The following is a 16,056-nucleotide window of genomic DNA, read 5'->3' on the forward strand; positions in this document are numbered from 1 at the left end:
ATCGCCAATACATCCACTCCTCGCCGAAACAGATCGGTCTGAAGAAGCGAGACGAATCCACACCTCGAACATTTCAGTTACGTTGTCAAAGAATATGTTTCGCAGTCCTCGCTACCGAAACATCGTCCCATCCCGCTCGATTTATCCTACGAGTGTGCGGGCGGCTGCCGACGACATCGAGGGAGCTACTGTCAGACGTTTTGCCGCCGAGCGAGGCGGTGACGGTGACCGTGACCCCCTTGTCATGGCTGAGCTCGGTGGCCGGGCCGACCTCGAAGCGGAAGTGGTCGAGGTGGTGGTCGCGGACCGTACGGCGCAGCTCGTCGACCGAGTCCGCGAGGTCGGTGACGGCGAGGAGGTCGATGTCCTTGCTGTAGCGGGCCTGCGGCAGGCGCACCATCATTCCGATGCCGCCCTTTAGAATCGACCCGTCCGCGTCAGCATCGAAAACGCGGGTCAGAAAGCCTGTGATGAGGAATCGGCGGCGCACAAGGGCGATTTTCTGGCCGTGCTCTCGGGCGTACCGGTTGAGGCGGTCGGTGATACTCGCCCGCACCGCCTGCAGGGAACGCGCCACCGGGCTCACCGGTCGACCGCTTTCGCCGACCAGCGTCTTAAAAGCCGCACCGACCTCGAGCCTTCGGAGCGTTGAGGTCACCCGGCGGGGCCACTGACTCAGCATCAGCGCACCCTGAACGCGGACCGGTTCATCGGTCGAGATCTCATCCTGAGACGCGTCATGTACAGGGATGCGCGGTCGTCGGCCGACGACGGGACTCGACCGGGCGCAGCACCACATAGGTGAGTCGGAAGTACCGCCAGGTGCGTTCGCCGCTCCGTCGGTGCACGCCGTCGTGCCGCCCGAGCACGGCCACCCGGCGCTCGTCGCCGTCGGGGTCGACGTTCCCCTCGTGTACAGCGATGTCCACAGGACCGCTGTACGTGTGCCGTTGTCCGAGAGCTCGACCCGAGGCATGTGGGCGTGATGGACCGTCCAGGCTGGGTCGCTCGTCAACGTTTCGCAGGTGAGCGACGAGAGTTGTCCACGTCGGCGAACGTCCGCGGTCCGATCTCGATGCCGGCGTCGGGCTGAAGAACTCCCGCATGGCCTCGGCGTCCTTGTCATCGAGGTTGCGGAGGTGCTCGCATGTCCGGTCTGGCGTCGCTGAGGACGGTCGGTTGCACGAAGAAGCCGGGCTCATCACCGGCCATCAGGGTCGCCCCGTCAGCGACCCCTGACTCGATGTACCCCATGACAGTCGTCCGATGCTCGTCGGAGATGACGGGCCCCATCTGCGACTCGGGGTCGAAGCTTGTAGCCCACGCGCAGGCTCCGGGCCCGCTCGGCGACTCCCGAGACGACCTGGTCATACAGCTACTCGTGGACAATGAGTCGCGATCCGGCCGTGCACACCTGGCCGGCATTGGTGAAGATTGCCGCTGCGCCACCCTCGATGGCCTGCTCGACGTCCGCATCGGCGGAGACCAGGACTGGCGACTTGCCGCCAGCTCCGGTGACACCTTCTTCAGGTTGCCAGTCGCCGCCCGGATGATGCTGCGCCCCACCGAGGTCGATCCGGTGAAGGCGACCCTGTCGACGTGCGGGTGCTCCGCCAGCCGCGCCCCGACGACGGCGCCATTGCCCGTGACGAACGTTGACGACGCCGTCAGGAACCCCCGCCCCTGCGCGATGTCGGCGAGGAGCAGGCTCGTCAGTGGGGTGAGATCGGCCGGCTTGAGGATGCAGCTGCACCCCGCGGCGAGCGCAGGTGCCAGCTTCCAGGACGCCATCGTGAGGGGCGCGTTCCACGGGGTGATGAGCGCAGTAACTCCGGCCGGGCGGCGCAGCGTGTAGGCGTGGTACTCGCCGTGGCCATTGTGAAGCTCGATGACGCGACCCGCCAACGAATGCGTCAGACCAGCGTAGTAACGGAAGACGCGGGGCCGTGGGGCGAGCTCGTCGACCCGCTCCTCGATGAGATCCGTCATCCGCCACAGCACTGCCGCGCGGCGATCCGCGGGGAGGCCGTGCCACGTACCGCTGTCGAAGCTGCGCCGGGCGGGCGGCCACGGCGGCGGCGGCCAGGCGGCGTCAGACTCGGCGATCCCTGCCTCCGGAACCGTGGCGATCACCTCACCCGTGCCAGGGTCCAGCACCGTCCGCATTCCGGACGTCTCGACCCGGTCGCCGTCGATCATCATGCGCCACTGTCTCTCGCGCCAAGCCGGGACGTGGGGTGCTGTCGTGACATTCGTGTCAGAGCCTTGGCCGCTGACTGACATCCATATAGAGAGATATCAATGTCTGATGTCGATGAGAAAACGGTCAGCGTCACGCAGTGGCGCCGGCCACGACCTTGACGTTGTCGACGCCGCGCAGCTCTGCCAGGACCCGCGCGTGAGTCTGCTCGTCGACGTCGGCGCACCCGCTCGCCAGGACCGTGACGTCATATCCGAGCGCCGCGCCTTCGCGCGTGGTCAGGTCCACCACGTACTGCGTCGCGACGCCGACCAGGACAATCTCGGTGATGCCGTGCTGCTTCAGAACGTCGTCGAGGTCGCTGCCCTTGAAGCCGCCGATCTCCGCCTTCATGACAAGAGGCTCGCCCTCCGCGGGGGTGCCGGCCAGTTCGTCGGGCCGCAGGTCCCTGTCTTGGGGGTCGACTCCGGACATCCGCTTCATGAACTCGGCGCCAGGAACGACCCAGACTACGAGGTCGCCGTCCCGACGTGCCTGGTCGATCCTGTGCCGGATCCGACTGAGCAGACCGTCGAAGTCGGTGTCGGGAGCCATGATCTGCCCGAACGAACCTTCTGGCCTCACGGTCCCGTAGACCAGATCAAGGAGAAGGAGAGCTCGTGTGGGGTTCTTCGCGGGCATGTCTGTACCTCTCTGGTTGATGAACTGGCATCCGTGAACGGCAGGCGATCCCGCCGGGCGTTCGCACTCAATCGTTCGATGCGGCCTGGTCCTCAATGAACGCGGCCAACTGATCGGACGCATCGCGCTGGACGGCATGGCCCGAGTCGAATGTGCGGATGATCGCGCCGGGTCGTCGGGCTCGGAACTGTGAGACCTGTCGGTCGTCGACATTGCCGCGCGAACCTCGCGCCAGCTGCACTGGTCGAGACAGGTGCTCAAGCGTCCTCCACAGCTACAAGCGAGCGGACAGGGTCGGCAAGCGAGGATCCTCAACGAGCTGTGCGCGACCACGGGCTGACATCATGACCATGCAAGGAAGGCGCTGCAGGGTGCTCTGCCGCCGCAGTCGAGCGGACGAGGGTGACACGGCCACCGAAGTATGGTCCGAACGAACTCGGTGAACCGTTCCTTGGCCGCGGACTCCGATGGTGCGGTGTACACGGGCCGCAGATCCCGGCTCATCTCGTCCCAATACTTCCGTGACGCATATCGGAAGGTGTTGTGACACCGTTTACTCGCGATCTGTTCGTCATTGGACCTTTCGGCCGACGAGGTGGGAGAAGTGGGGTAGTCCCAGGTGGACGGTGGTTGCGCGGGTGGTGAGTTCGCCGAGTTGGGCGAGTTTGTGTTCGGCTCTGACGAGGCTGATGCGGAGTCCTTCGACAGCCTTCGCGGTGGGCTTCGTCGATGCGGGCGAGCAGGTTGTCGCGGACCTCGGTGAGTGGGCCGCGTTGCTGGGGTCCGGCCGCAGTAGCGGGCAGCGCAGGCAGGAGTGCTCGTGAATTTCCCCAGAGGTGAACCGTTCTCCATTTCCGTAACGTCGAGGACTCACCGCCGCGCCCTTGACGCTGTCGCGCAGCAATTTCTGGAAGCCCGGCGATGAGTAACCGAAGTGGGCACCGCCAGACCATCCTGCGGACACGGCAAACACCCCGACACCGGACCGTGGTGGCGGGCTCCGGTCCGCGGTGTTCGGGTGGATTCTCGCTAGTCGGTGACGCCTTCTGCGCGAGCAGCGGCGGCGACTGCCTCCGCAACAGCGGGGGCGACGCGAGGATCGAGCGGGCTGGGAACGATCTTGTCTACAGCCAACTCGTCACCGACGACCGAGAGGATTGCCTCGGCGGCGGCAAGCTTCATGCCTTCGGTGATACGGCGGGCGCCGGCGTCGAGCGCACCGCGGAACACACCGGGGAAGGCGAGCACATTGTTGATCTGGTTCGGGAAGTCGCTACGCCCGGTGGCCACGATCGCCGCGTGCTTCTTCGCGACCTCGGGGTGGATCTCCGGGTCCGGGTTCGACAGCGCGAAGACGATGGCGTCGTCCGCCATGGTCGCGATGAGTTCTTCGGGAACCGTGCCCGCGGACACACCGAGGAACACGTCCGCACCGTCGAGGGCTTCGACGATCCCGCCGTGCCGGCCGGTGGGGTTGGTGCGGGCCGCGAGGTCGACCTTGACCTCGTTCAGGTCCTTGCGGTCGGCCGAGACGATGCCCTTGGAATCGAGCACGGTCACGTCGGCGATGCCGGCGGCGAGCAGGATGTTCGCGCAGGCGACACCGGCGGCGCCGGCGCCGGAGATGACGACGCGCAGCGCGGAGATGTCCCGCTTCTGCACCTTCACCGCACCCTTGAGGGCGGCGAGGACCACGATCGCGGTGCCGTGCTGATCGTCGTGCATGACCGGGCAGTCCAGGGCCTCGATCACGCGCTTCTCGATCTCGAAGCAGCGCGGTGCGGAGATGTCCTCGAGGTTGACCGCGCCGAAGCTCGGGCGCAACCGGATGAGGGTTTCGACGATTTCGTCGGGGTCCTTGGTGTCGAGCACCAGCGGAATGGAATTGAGGCCCGCGAAGTTCTTGAACAGTGCGGACTTGCCTTCCATCACCGGAAGGGAGGCGCGGGGGCCGATGTCGCCGAGGCCGAGTACCGCGGAGCCGTCGCTGACGACGACCACGAGGCGGCTGGTCCAGGTGTAGCGGTCGGCGAGGGTCTCGTCGGCGTGGATCGCGCGGGAAACCTGCGCGACGCCGGGCGTGTAGGCAATGGACAGGGCGCGCTGGGTATCGAGGGCGGTCGTGGTCTCTACCGAGAGCTTCCCCCCGATGTGGCCGGCGAAGATCTCCTCGTCGGTCAGCTCGACCTTATGCGGTGTGGTGGGTTCGGATGTCACGGTCACGGGCGGATCCTCCTGGGATGTGATCGGCAGCTCTGGTGGGCGGTGCGTGTGGGTCAGCGGCTCGGGATCGGGATGGGTGGGGTGCGGGCAATGCCCGTCCGAACCAGCCGTGATAGTCGATGTCGGGGATGCGGGTCAATAGTGCGTCGCAATCCTCTGGGGTTCCGTAGTTTTCGTGGCCTCCCTATGCGGCACCGGGGGCCGATCCGAATAGTGTTCAGTCGCACCGTTTCAGTGCCGATGTCGTGGGCTGCGGCGACGGTGAACGCTTCCACGGCACCGCTGATCGCCGCGCGGCGGCGGTGTCCGATGGGGAGCGCCCCAGACCGGTCAGAGTGATGATCGTTCCGCCACGCGGCTGTGCCGCATCGATCGCGTCGCGCGGGTGAGAGTGAGGAGGAAGGCCAGCGCCAGGTCGGTGTGGCCGAACCGGCTCCATTCCGAGGGAACGATGTAGTCGCGCGAGCCGATCGCAGGCTCCGGTCCGGGAAGCCAGGCCGCGTGGACGCATCGGGATCACGCTCCCGCCGCCGAGTCGCCCAAGACCATGTCAGGGCTCGAGACCTCGAAACGTTCAACCGCTATAGCCATATCCTGCATTCTGGATCCACTTTAGGTGCGTGTCAAACGTGAGCGACCAGTGCTGACCAAGCGCAGCGATCACGGCGGAGGATCGATCTCCAGACTCGAGCGGCGCGGGTCTGCAACTGGAACCGTGCAGGGTGACGTCGCGGGCGGTGTTCTCAGCATCCGCGACGGCGAAGCTGTGTGAACCATCCCGGGTCCGATGCACACAGTGAGATTCGTGGGCGACCGGTTGATCGGCACGGTGTGCAGCGTAGTGCCTGTCCTCGTACTCAGTGGGCGGGATCCGCCCAAGCCGGTGCATCAGCCGGTCGGTGTTGTACCAGTGCACCCACGCCGAGGTGGACTCCTCGACGTCGCTGACGGTGCGCAGCGGCCCGATGTGGAACGGGGAGTCGTCGGCGATGCACTCGGCCTTGTAGAGCCCGACCGCCGTCTCGGCGAGGGCGTTGTCGAAGGCGTCGGCGACCGACCCGATCGACGGCAGCAGTCCCTGCAGGAACAGGGGCTCCCCGAAGCGCAGAGCCGTCTATTGACCGGGTTCAACCGGTGGACGCAACACCCGAAGGGATGGAGGGGTTTTCGATGCGACGACCACCGGGATGGGCAGCAGCGTTGACGGGTCGGGCGGTGATGCGCTCACCGGGCCGGCCACCGTGCGCATCGGGCCGGTCGACCCTCAATGTCGCGGACTTCACGTACGTGCGGATGGCGCACGGCCTTCTCCTGCACCTCGGCTGGATAGACATCCGGCATAATGATCATCTTCCCAAGAAAGAAGGTGTGCATCAAACTCGGGACGGTTCAATGAGACGGATGGTCGCCCTCCGTGTCGGCGTTGTCGGCGTGTTGAGCGTAGTCGGTGGTGCGTTCTCGGATGGGAATGCGGTGCCGCCAGTCCAACACTCAGCCGATACCGCCAGGGCGTCAGGTTCCCACGTTCCGTGCTGGTGCCTGAACCGGGCTCGCGCCACCCTTTACCCCGGTCACCACCACGGTGCTAAACAGGTGTCCCCCTGGCTCCTCCGGGGCGTAAGAAAACAGACCTCGATTTCGATGAATCTCTATTACTTCGACGCTCCCTCAGTGGTTCACTCACGTTCGCCTTCCCGGCGCTCACCTGACGCATCTCATGCGTCATCTCCTCAACGCTCTCCACCACGGATCTTCACCGCAGCAGCCTGGGTGGTTTGAGACCTCACCCTGCAGGGCGGTCCCGGACGGCCCACCTCCATCGCCAGCACGACTCAGCATACTTTCGGCCCGATCTTCTACATCACAGCCTCCAGGTGGCGCACATTTTCGTCATACTCACTCATTGGGGCCTCCCTCCGACACGTGGATATGACACCGCTAAAAGTGCGTCTGCTCCGTGACCCAGGACGCGACCTGTGCCCGGGAGGTGAATCCGAGTTTGGCCAGGATATGTTCCACATGACCTTGTGCTGTGCGAGGTGAGATCACCAGGCGACGGGCGATAGCCTGATTGGTCAGGCCTTCGCCGATCAGGTCGGCGACTTGGCGTTCCCTCTTGGTCAGTCGCACCGACGCATCGATGTCGCGCGTGGAGGTGGTCGGCGGTTGCTCGCGAAGGGCGTAGGCGATGGCCGCATCGAAGGCGACTTGTTCACCTTGGCTGTATGCCGCGGCGAATGCTCTGCCGCCGAGGGCCTGCTGGGCATTCTCCTCACATTTCTGATGGTAGACAAGTAGATCGGGATGCAGAACCGCAGCACTTCCGATCGATCGCGCCATTGCTTCTGCAGCTCCCATTAGGACCGCCGCCCGCTGTGGGTCACCCAGGTCGCCGGTGGTCCAGGCCAATGCCTCGAGGCACGAGGCGGCCACGCGCACGTTGCGCACTTGCCGAACCAGCTTCAACGACTCCCCGAGAAGCCGGACCGCACGATCGGTATCGCCCTGTCGCCACACGGCAATGGCCAGGGCCCACAGCGCATATGACCGTTGCACCTTCTCGCCGTGCGTTTCCGTGATCGCGAGGACACGCTCGAGACATTCGATCGACTGCTCTGTCAAACCGGACAGTCCGTAGACTGTCCCCAGCGTGATCAGGACAGCTACCTCGAGCGCCTGGTCTCCGCGTTCGCTGAACTCTGTGAGTGCGGTTTCAAGGTGAGAGCGGGCACGTTGAAGATTCCCGCTGAGAAGGCCGAACATGCCGTCGGCGGCGTCGACGAGAGCGCGCATTAGGGGGTCGGTGGTCTGCGCTGTGAGCCTGCGCCCTTGCTCGATGAGTGTTGCCCCGGTGGGGAGGTCGCCCTGTACGTTCGCCAGCACGCTGGCACAGTAGAGCGCCTTGACCCATTCGAGGGTGGGTGGGCCGCTCTGGCGGGCGAGGAGTTGGTCGTACCAGCGCCGGCCCTCGTTGTAGAGGCCCTGGGAGGTCCAGAACAGGAACAGTGCGGCCGCGGTGCGTAGTCCTGCGGCGGGGTCGTCGTCGACGCTGAATTCGAGGGCTTTCCGCAGGTTCGGTTGTTCCTGCTTCAGGCGGGTGATCCAGTCCAGCTGGCGGGCACTGATCCACTCAGCGTCCGCGGCCAGCGCCAACGCTTCGTACCAGTCCCCGTGCCGGCGACGCAACGCCAAAGCCTCGCCGGTCCGCTCGAGTTTCTCGTAGCCGTATTCGCGGAGGGTCTCGAGCATCCGGAACCGCACCACCGACCCATGTTCCTCCCGGATCAGGATCGACTTCTCCACCAACGACGTCACCGTGTCCAGTAACTCGTCCGGATCCAGGCCCGCACCGCACACCTGCTCCGCCACATCGAGTTCGAATGTCCCCGCGAACACCGACACCCGTCCCCACACCAGTTGTTCACCGGCGGTGCATAACTCGAAGCTCCAGTCGATACACAACCGCAGCGTCTGCTGCCGCGACGGAGCACCCCTGCTGCCACGGGACAGTAGGGCATAGCGGTCGGTCAGCCGCGCAAGGATCTGCTCGGGCGACATCGCCCGCAACCGTGCCGCCGCCAACTCGATCGGTAGCGGCAACCCGTCGAGCCGGTTGCAGATCCCCGCCACCGTCCCCGCATTGGTTTCGGTGAGCACGAAGCCGGGAACGGCGGCGGCGCCGCGTTCGGCGAACAACGACACCGCATCGTATTTGGGCAACCCTCGCAGCGACGGCTTCCGCTCGGGATCGGGGACAGCCAGCGGGGGAACCCGCAGCACCGCCTCCCCACCGATACCGAGAGGTTCACGGCTGGTGGCCAGAATCCGCAATCGCGGACACGCCCGCAGCAGGAGGCCGGCGAGTTCGGCGACAGCGTCCACCACGTGCTCGCAGTTGTCGAGGACCAGAAGTAGTTCCCGCGGTGTGAGGAACTCGATCAGGACCTCCCGCAGTGGCCTCGCCGAATGGTCCCGCAATCCCACGGCAGCGGCCACCGCATCGACCAGCAACGACCCGCCGCGCAGTTCACCCAACTCGGCCAGCCGCACACCGTCGTACCCGCGCTGCACAGCCGACGCGACCCGCATCGCCAGCCGGGTCTTCCCGACACCCCCGATCCCGGTCAACGTCACCAGTCGGGAGCCGGTCAACAGGTTCTTCGCCTCGGTGAGTTCGTGTCGGCGGCCGACGAAACTGGTGATCTCCAACGGGAGACTTCCCGTCGTGTCGAGCGTCGAGGGCGCCGGTGACCGTCGTCCGCCGTGCGAGGTCGGTGGCAGGTGGTTCCCCTGCGCACCCGGTTCGGCGTGCAGGGCCATCTCGTCGACCGGGAAGCCGTGCGCGTGTTGCAGGCTGCGCAGTTCGTCTCCGAAGTCGGCGGCGGTGGCCGGGCGCTGACCCGGTGTCCGGGACATCGCGCGGGCGATCGTGTCGGACACGTCGTCGGGGATCCCCTGCTCGGTCAGGTCGGGGACCGGTTGTGTGGTGATCCGTAGGAACTGGGCGACGACCTGCTCACCGCTGCGGCGTTCGAACGCGGCATGCCCGGTCAGGGTACTGAACAGGGTGGCGCCGAGACCGTAGACATCGGCCGCCGGGCTCGGTGGGTCCCCCGCGAGGACCTCCGGCGCCGTATATGCCGGCGACCCGGTGACGGCGCCCGTGGCGGTCTCGAAACCGCCGGTGATGTGTGCGATACCGAAATCGGTCAGCTCCGGCTCACCGTACTCGGTGAGCAGGATGTTCGCCGGTTTGACGTCCCGGTGCAGGATCCCGAGCCGGTGCGCCGACTCCACCGCGCCGGCCATCTTCACCCCCAGCCGCAACGCCTGATCCAACGGCAACGGCCCCTCACCGCGGATCCGCGCGTCCAGGGAATCCTGCGGGTGATACGGCATCACGATGAAGGGACGGCCGCTATCGGTGGTGCCGACCTGCAGAATGTTGACGATGTTCGGGTGCCCGGTCAGCCGGCCCATCGCCCGCTGCTCCCGGAAGAACCGGGCCCGGTTCTCCTCGTCGAGATCGACGGTGAGAACCTTCACCGCCACCGTGCGATCCAGGTCCTCCTGGATGCACCGGTAGACCACGCCGAAACCGCCGCGGCCGATCTCCTGGGCATCGGCGAAGCCGGTGCCTGCCAGATCCGCGACCGAGGAGGGCGGGTACCGCTGCGTGTCGCGCGGATCACCTTCACCCATCGATATACCCACTCCGTCGACTCGTAGTTCCTGCGCACTGATCCCGACGGCACTAGCGCAGTTCCTCTGTGACGCCACCTCTCTTGGCGTGCCCTCAAAGGATATCGCCGTACGCGGTTTCGGTTTCCAGGGTGCGGACGAAGCGGTGCAGCTGCGGCAGGTCACGGAGGTTGTCAACCTGTCTCAGACAGGTTGACAACTTCCGGCCCCAGTGCCAACCAGGGTGGGGGCAGTCCCACCTTCTCCTTGAGCCGCTCGTTCTCCGCGCGGAGCTTGGCTACCTCCGCCCGTTCGCGACTGTTTATCCGACGGCTCCTCGACTTCTCCGCTGCGGTCACCATTGATGCAGTGAATTCTCCCCGGATCGCGGGCCTTGAGCCACGCCTGGACCGTGGAACGGTCTAGGTTGTTCTCCCGCATCAGCCGAGCCTTGGCGCCCCGTTCGAGGCACTCGTCCTAGCGCCGCAGGAACTCGATCCGGTAGGCCACCGGATACGAGCGTCTACCGGTGGGGTTCGTCCGACCTCGGCCTCGAGCATGTCCGACTCCGTTCCCCGCGTTCTTTGCCAGGTGTCTCACGACCATCCTGGCAACGAACGGGTCATCCACCTCTCGCAGACCAAATTGCGTCGGTGATCGGAGACAAGCTTGACCCGGGTCGGTTCGTCGAGCCGGGCGATCAGCAGATTCTCTTCGCGCAGCGCGGCCATCGCCACGGCGTGCGGGTCGGCGGGGTCGGATTTTCCCGGCTGGCGGCGCTACGCCGATGCACTGCCATCAGCTGGGTCTTCACGCGGCCCACCGCGTGGACCCGACAGAGCAAATCCGACTCGAGCCGCCGTCACGTTTGCGGCAGCCCGCGAGCGCGAACTGCACCTGCAGCCATTGGGCGGCCCACTCGATTGCCGACAGATGTCCCTCGGTGGTGGCCGTGACGGTCTGCTGCCCGACCTTGCGTCCGACCTCGTCGACTGCGACGACGGGGTGTGTGGATTTGTGGGCGTCGACCCCGATGGGGTTCAACTGACGACTCCGTTCCGTGAAGGTATATGGGCGAGGTCGGTCGTCGTTGGGCACGCCTCAATCAGCAGCATCAGCGGCACGCTTCAGAGTTATTGATTTATCGGTGGATGCGACGGAATCTGCAATCTCGTAGCGCCCAGGGTGTCGATCGGCGCAGGCTCGCACCTCCTTGCCGCCGTCCACGGGCGATTGGCTTATTGATCGCGTGCCATGCCGGTCGGCACCTGCCTGGGGTGTGGCTCGACAGAGGCGTGAATGAGATCTTTAAGCCCGGATACACCGATTCGGTTGGGGTGGTGAGCGGGTGTAACTACGAAATGCGCGCGGACAGCGTCGCCGACATGGCTGTATTGCGGCACGGGGCGATGGGCACGGTCTTCGACCGCCCCTCCGCCCCGTCGACACTGGGGATCGTTTCTCCGCGAATTCACCTTCGGGCACGTCCGGCAGCTCGACACCGTCGCCTCCCGCTTCCTACTCAGGCTCGCCGCTCGCACCCAATACCTATCAAGTACACCGACGCCCTCTACGACGAGGACACCGGCACCTGGATCTCGAGTGCGGAGGTCGCCCGAGATACCGTTCACCGCGTTCGCCTCCCAGCGCAAGACGCACCGGATTCCGGGCGGTTGGTGGTGCGCCGCATCCTTGACCTGCGACCGAAGAAGGACCCGGGCCAAGGTGAGTTGTTCGATATCTGGCGGTTCCACGCCTTCTTCACCACCACCGACACCACGGATCTCGATACCGTCGCCGCCGACAAGCTTCACCGCCAGCACGCCATCGTCGAGCAGGTGCACGCGGACCTGAAGAACTCCGCCCTCGCGCACCTGCCCTCGGGCCGGTTCACCGCGAACGCCGCCTGGCTGGTCTGCGCGGTGATGGCGTTCAATCTCACCCGCGCCGCCGTTACCCTCACCGACGACCCGAAGCTGGTCAAAGCGACCACCGGGACCATCCGGCGGACTGTGGTCGCGGTGCCCGCGCGGATCGCCTCCTCCGCACGCCGGTTGACGCTGCACCTCCCGCACCACTGGCCATGGGAAACGGCGTGGAACATACTGTTCGACTGCATGTTCGGCCGCAATCGGCCGATCATCGCCTAACGCCCGCGACAACTGCCCACCCTCGACGCGAAAGAGCCAGTGGAACAACCCGGCACGAGCGGTCGGACGATCACCCATGCCCGCATCCCACCCGCTGCCGCACAACCACATTCACACCGACCTCATCAGCCGATCGGTGCATTCGGGCTAAGTCGGCCTCGAATCGGGCGTTGTCGGCCGAATCCAGACAAACGCTCCGGGAACAGCGGCGGTCAGCCGCCGACCGGCCCCCGTGGCCCCCCACACCGTGACAGGTCATAAATCAAAAGTTGATCGCACCCTTGTCCCGCAAAGCGACTAGCTCGGCGTCGGAGAAGCCGCCGATCTCCTGCAGGATTTCCTGCGTGTGCTCGCCGAGCGTAGGCGAGGCCTGATATGCGGAGGGTTCATAGCCCGCCAATCGGTATGCCGGACCGGGAACCATCAGTCCGGGAATATCGGGGTGATCCATGGTTCGGATACTTCCCCGAGCCAAGAAGTGTTCATCATGCGCGATGTCCTCGCCGGTGTAGAGCTTGCCGACCGGCACTTCGGCTTCGTTCAGCATTTGGACGACCTCGTCGCGAGGGTATTTCGCTATCCATTGTTCGACGATTTCCGAGATTTCGCGATCATGCTGAACCCGGTCGGCGTTCGTGGCAAAGCGAGGGTCCTCGATGAGCTCAGGTTGGCCCATGAGATTGAATAGTCGTTCAGCGATGTTCTGCTGGACGGCAGAAACCGTGATCCATCCGCCGTCCGACGCTTCGAACGTGCCTCTCGGAGATCCGCCGAAGCTGCGGCTGCCGGTGGGCTGCGGCACCTTGCCGGTAGCACTGAACCTCGCGATGACGTCACCCATCATCTTCATCAACGGCTCGTACAAGGTGCAGTCGAGCTCCGCTCCCTCGCCAGTTCTCTCTCTCCTGAACAGTGCCTGACTTACTGCAATCGCCGCACCGAACGCCGCGGTTGAGTCACCGAGCATAAATGGAGAAGCATGCGGCCGGTCCTCGGGCCAGCGGCTCACGTATGTGTAGCCGCTGATCGCCTCGGCCACTCCGCCGAAACCTGGCTCGGGAGAGCGCGGGCCGACTTGGCCGAAGCCGCTCATGTGCAACATGATGATTCGCGGGTTCACTGCACGCAACGTGTCGTAGTCAAGCCCCCACCTGGCAATGCGGCCGGGACGGAAGTTCTCGGTCACCACATCGAAGTGTGGGAGCAGCTTCTTGATGACCTGCTGTCCCTCTTCCGAGCGAAGATTCACCGCGATGGACTGCTTGTTGGCATTGACGCGCGCAAACATCAGAGACACACCGTTAACCAACGGCGTGATCTGTCGGCCCGGGTCCCCCTTCGTGGGATCTTCGACCTTGACGACCGTTGCACCGAAGTCTTGTAGGAGACGAGTTGCAAAGGGCGCCGCGCCAATTGTGGCGATCTCCAAGACGCGAACGCCGTCGAGTGGACCGATCTGGCAGTTAGTATCCGGCATAGTAAACCTCTTCCCGCATCAGTGCGAATATCGAAATACATGGAGCTGCGGTAGTCGAGCCCGCATGGTCAGGTTGCGTTGTCCTGGGCGTCCGCCGGCGCAGGGCAAGCCCCGGCAGGCCAGGAGTTCAGGTGGTCAGTCCGGCCAAGGAGAGGAACTCCGCGCGTGATCGTGCGTCGTCCCGCAAGGTACCGTGCATCGTTGAGGTGACCGTGCGCGTCCCGGCCGCCTGGACCCCCCGCATGGTCATGCACAGGTGCTCTGCCTGGATGACCACTCCGACGCCCCGGGGCGCCAGATTATCCCGCAGACAATCGGCGATCTGCTTCGTCAGCCGCTCCTGGACCTGCAGGTCTCGAGAGAACAGCTCGGCCACGCGAGCCAATTTCGACAGCCCTAGGATGCGATCACCTGGCAGATAGCCGATGTGAGCCACACCGTGGAACGGAAGCATGTGATGCTCGCACAGCGAATATACCGGGATTCCGGAGACCAGCACGAGTTCGTCATAGTTCTCGTCGTTCGGAAAGGTGGTCAAGTCGAAATCTCGTGGTGTCAGCATATCTTGATACGCCTGGGCGACCCGACGTGGCGTCTCCTTGAGATGCTCGTCCGCGGGATTCTTACCAAGCCCCACCAAAAGATCGGCGACCGCCCGCTCAACTGCCTGGACATCCGGCACGTGACGGCGATGCACCCCACGAAACGCTCGGGCTGGGGCGGGTCCGCCGTTATTGAGCGTCCCGATGCTTGACTTCGCTGCTTCCATATCCGGCAACCTCACCATTTCAATGTGTATCGGGCAGTAGGCGGGGGCCTACAGCGACTCGAGCAGAAGAGCATCCCCCGCATTTCCTCGTCCCTCCGAAACCTGGATGCCGAGCCGGCCTCCGGTGGCTTGCAACGCCGATAAAACAGTCGCCAAGGACCTCAGGCCGGCGGCCGGGCCGGGACGTCCAAGTGCGATCGATCCGCCTCGGGGGTTGAAGCGGTTGCTGTCGGCGTTGAACTCGCGGCACCACGCCAGAGGTGTCGCCGGGAACGTCTCGTCGATCTCGTAGTGATCGAGGTGATCCGGGTCGATGCCGGTGTGCTCGAAAACGGTATGTGAGGCTCTAATCGGGCCGGTCGGCTGCACGTCCGCGGCATCCGTATGTTCGGCAAGGGCGAGGATGCGGGCCCGTGTCCGTACGCCGAGCTCCCCGGCCCGGTCGCTGCCGAGCAGGATCGCACCAGCAGCGCCGATGACGGGCCGACTGACGTTGCCGGTGTGCAGGTGCCAGCCGATCTCTGGGTGTTGGCGGGCGATGTCGGGGTCGTAGAACAGAGGTTTCTCAGTGCCATCAATGGAGCCATCCGTGATCGTTTCGTCCGCTGTGACAACAATCCGGGAATCGGATGACCACACTACGGCCGGAATGGTCTCGGGGCCGAACTCGCCGCTTTCGGCGACCGCCCTGGCTCGCCGCCGCGATCGCTGAGCGTAGGCATCGAGCTCGTCTCGGCCCAGCTTCCACCGCGACGCCACCAGTTCGGCGTTGATCCCTCGCCGAGACGGGCGCGGCGACGCCGCGGACAGATCCGGTTTGGTCGTGCCGAGCACAAGGATCACGTCGCGACGCCCTACCGCGCGTGCCGCAGTGTGAATGATTGAGTGCTGCAACCCGCCCCGTCCGAGCAGCGCCGGCGGTCGGTGTGTTACTCCGATAAGTGCACAGGTCTGTCTTGCGACTTCATCGAAGGCAGGTCCCCCAGCGATCAGCACGCCGGTCACTGCGGCAGGCTCGAGCAGAGTCCGGTTCAGCAACGCCGATGCCACCTGAGCGAGCAGCACGTGGGGCGAGAGTGTGGCCAGAGTCCCGTCAGGACTGCACGGACTCAACGGTGACCGTACGACATCGGCGATCTCCACGTCCTCGCGGGGCGCTCCCGTGTCCGTATTGTTGATCGCAGTCATCGAATTCCTCCCACAGGCGATAGTCCACACCGACCCGAAGCACTTGGCAGCCCGATGTTCTTCGTGCCGAGTTCCTATCTATTGATCAAGGCCGACCGACCGCCAGCCGGCCTCCGGTCGTTCGACACCATCGGTGGGCCTATTCCGGGCTGGGCGCTGGCACCGGGGCATCATTCGCCCGCTGAAC

Annotated in this window: 12 protein-coding genes and 2 pseudogenes; 1 reads left to right on the plus strand and 13 read right to left on the minus strand. The window is 65.1% G+C overall.

Annotation, left to right across the window (positions count from 1 at the left end; all coding sequences use genetic code 11):
* Positions 1-85 precede the first annotated feature (85 nt).
* The 10 genes and pseudogenes from GFS60_RS32940 to GFS60_RS32980 all read right to left on the minus strand — a co-directional run bounded on the left by GFS60_RS32940 (position 86) and on the right by GFS60_RS32980 (position 11,329).
* Complete coding sequence (locus GFS60_RS32940) at positions 86-490, minus strand: nucleotidyl transferase AbiEii/AbiGii toxin family protein (protein ID WP_236603620.1); 405 nt, start codon at positions 488-490, stop codon at positions 86-88.
* A 247-nt stretch (positions 491-737) separates the two neighbouring features.
* Positions 738-929: a hypothetical protein gene (locus GFS60_RS32945; protein WP_159928531.1), complete on the minus strand. Its 192-nt coding sequence runs from the start codon at positions 927-929 to the stop codon at positions 738-740.
* 193 nt (positions 930-1,122) lie between these two features.
* The gene (locus tag GFS60_RS40460) at positions 1,123-1,476 is read right to left on the minus strand and encodes an aldehyde dehydrogenase family protein (protein ID WP_442972212.1); all 354 of its coding nucleotides are present in this window, start codon (positions 1,474-1,476) and stop codon (positions 1,123-1,125) included.
* A pseudogene (locus tag GFS60_RS32950) lies at positions 1,376-2,283 on the minus strand (aldehyde dehydrogenase family protein). Before GFS60_RS32950 ends, GFS60_RS40460 begins: the two are co-directional and overlap by 101 nt.
* A gap of 49 nt (positions 2,284-2,332) precedes the next feature.
* Positions 2,333-2,881 (minus strand): cysteine hydrolase family protein, encoded by a 549-nt coding sequence (locus GFS60_RS32955; protein ID WP_159928535.1) that lies wholly within the window; start codon positions 2,879-2,881, stop codon positions 2,333-2,335.
* A gap of 571 nt (positions 2,882-3,452) precedes the next feature.
* On the minus strand, positions 3,453-3,845 hold the full coding sequence (locus tag GFS60_RS32960; RefSeq protein WP_201453691.1) for a hypothetical protein: 393 nt from the start codon (positions 3,843-3,845) through the stop codon (positions 3,453-3,455).
* A 65-nt stretch (positions 3,846-3,910) separates the two neighbouring features.
* Positions 3,911-5,104, minus strand: coding sequence for an NAD(P)-dependent malic enzyme (locus GFS60_RS32965; RefSeq protein ID WP_159928537.1), 1,194 nt, complete (start codon positions 5,102-5,104; stop codon positions 3,911-3,913).
* A 574-nt stretch (positions 5,105-5,678) separates the two neighbouring features.
* Positions 5,679-6,212, minus strand: a complete 534-nt coding sequence (locus tag GFS60_RS40465) for an integrase core domain-containing protein (RefSeq protein ID WP_201453704.1) — start codon at positions 6,210-6,212, stop codon at positions 5,679-5,681.
* A gap of 830 nt (positions 6,213-7,042) precedes the next feature.
* On the minus strand, positions 7,043-10,306 hold the full coding sequence (locus GFS60_RS32975; protein WP_159928539.1) for a protein kinase domain-containing protein: 3,264 nt from the start codon (positions 10,304-10,306) through the stop codon (positions 7,043-7,045).
* Between the two features lie 789 nt (positions 10,307-11,095).
* Positions 11,096-11,329 carry a hypothetical protein gene (locus tag GFS60_RS32980; protein WP_159928541.1) on the minus strand — a complete coding sequence of 78 codons (234 nt, stop codon included), beginning with the start codon at positions 11,327-11,329 and terminating at the stop codon, positions 11,096-11,098.
* Between the two features lie 506 nt (positions 11,330-11,835).
* On the opposite strand from GFS60_RS32980, the pseudogene GFS60_RS32985 reads away from it, so the two are divergent.
* Positions 11,836-12,435: pseudogene (locus GFS60_RS32985) on the plus strand (transposase); the annotation flags it as partial.
* 262 nt (positions 12,436-12,697) lie between these two features.
* Here GFS60_RS32985 and GFS60_RS32990 read toward each other — a convergent pair.
* The 3 genes from GFS60_RS32990 to GFS60_RS33000 form a co-directional block, all read right to left on the minus strand.
* A complete protein-coding gene (locus GFS60_RS32990) occupies positions 12,698-13,912 on the minus strand; it encodes a CaiB/BaiF CoA transferase family protein (protein WP_159928543.1) in 1,215 nt (404 codons plus the stop codon).
* A 127-nt stretch (positions 13,913-14,039) separates the two neighbouring features.
* The gene (gene folE, locus GFS60_RS32995; protein ID WP_159928545.1) at positions 14,040-14,681 is read right to left on the minus strand and encodes a GTP cyclohydrolase I FolE; all 642 of its coding nucleotides are present in this window, start codon (positions 14,679-14,681) and stop codon (positions 14,040-14,042) included.
* A 48-nt stretch (positions 14,682-14,729) separates the two neighbouring features.
* The gene (locus GFS60_RS33000) at positions 14,730-15,869 is read right to left on the minus strand and encodes a hypothetical protein (protein ID WP_159928547.1); all 1,140 of its coding nucleotides are present in this window, start codon (positions 15,867-15,869) and stop codon (positions 14,730-14,732) included.
* Positions 15,870-16,056 lie beyond the last annotated feature (187 nt).

Source organism: Rhodococcus sp. WAY2 (genome assembly GCF_009859915.1).
Lineage (GTDB): Bacteria > Actinomycetota > Actinomycetes > Mycobacteriales > Mycobacteriaceae > Rhodococcus_F > Rhodococcus_F oxybenzonivorans.